At 67.4% G+C, this 322-nt stretch carries 1 protein-coding gene; it reads right to left on the reverse strand.

Annotated elements, in window-relative coordinates:
- Positions 1 to 107: 107 nt before the first annotated feature.
- On the reverse strand, positions 108 to 322 hold a 215-nt coding region (locus ACQG3P_RS19030; RefSeq protein WP_426805909.1), incomplete at its 5' end, for a GMC oxidoreductase.

A 322-nucleotide genomic window follows, 5' to 3' on the forward strand; every position in this document is an offset into this window, starting at 1 on the left:
CGATAGGAATACCATCGCGCTTCGCGCGATAGCCGACTAACAGGCGGCTCTACCCAGTCGGCTCTTCCCCAGTCGGCTCTACCCCCTTCGGGCACGCATTTTGTGCATCAGCCGCGCACCGGCGCGTCGCCGGCCACGTGGTACGTGGCCGTGCTGCGCGGCAACGGCTCGCGGCCCCGGATGCGGTCGGCGATCTTCTCGGCAATCATGATCGGGGTCGCATTGAGGTTGCCGGTGATGATGCGGGGCATGATCGAGGCGTCCACTACGCGCAGGCCCTGCATGCCCTGCACGCGGCCCTGGCCGTCCACCACGCTCATCG

It is taken from the genome of Stenotrophomonas sp. SrG (assembly GCF_050031795.1).
GTDB lineage: Bacteria > Pseudomonadota > Gammaproteobacteria > Xanthomonadales > Xanthomonadaceae > Stenotrophomonas > Stenotrophomonas rhizophila_A.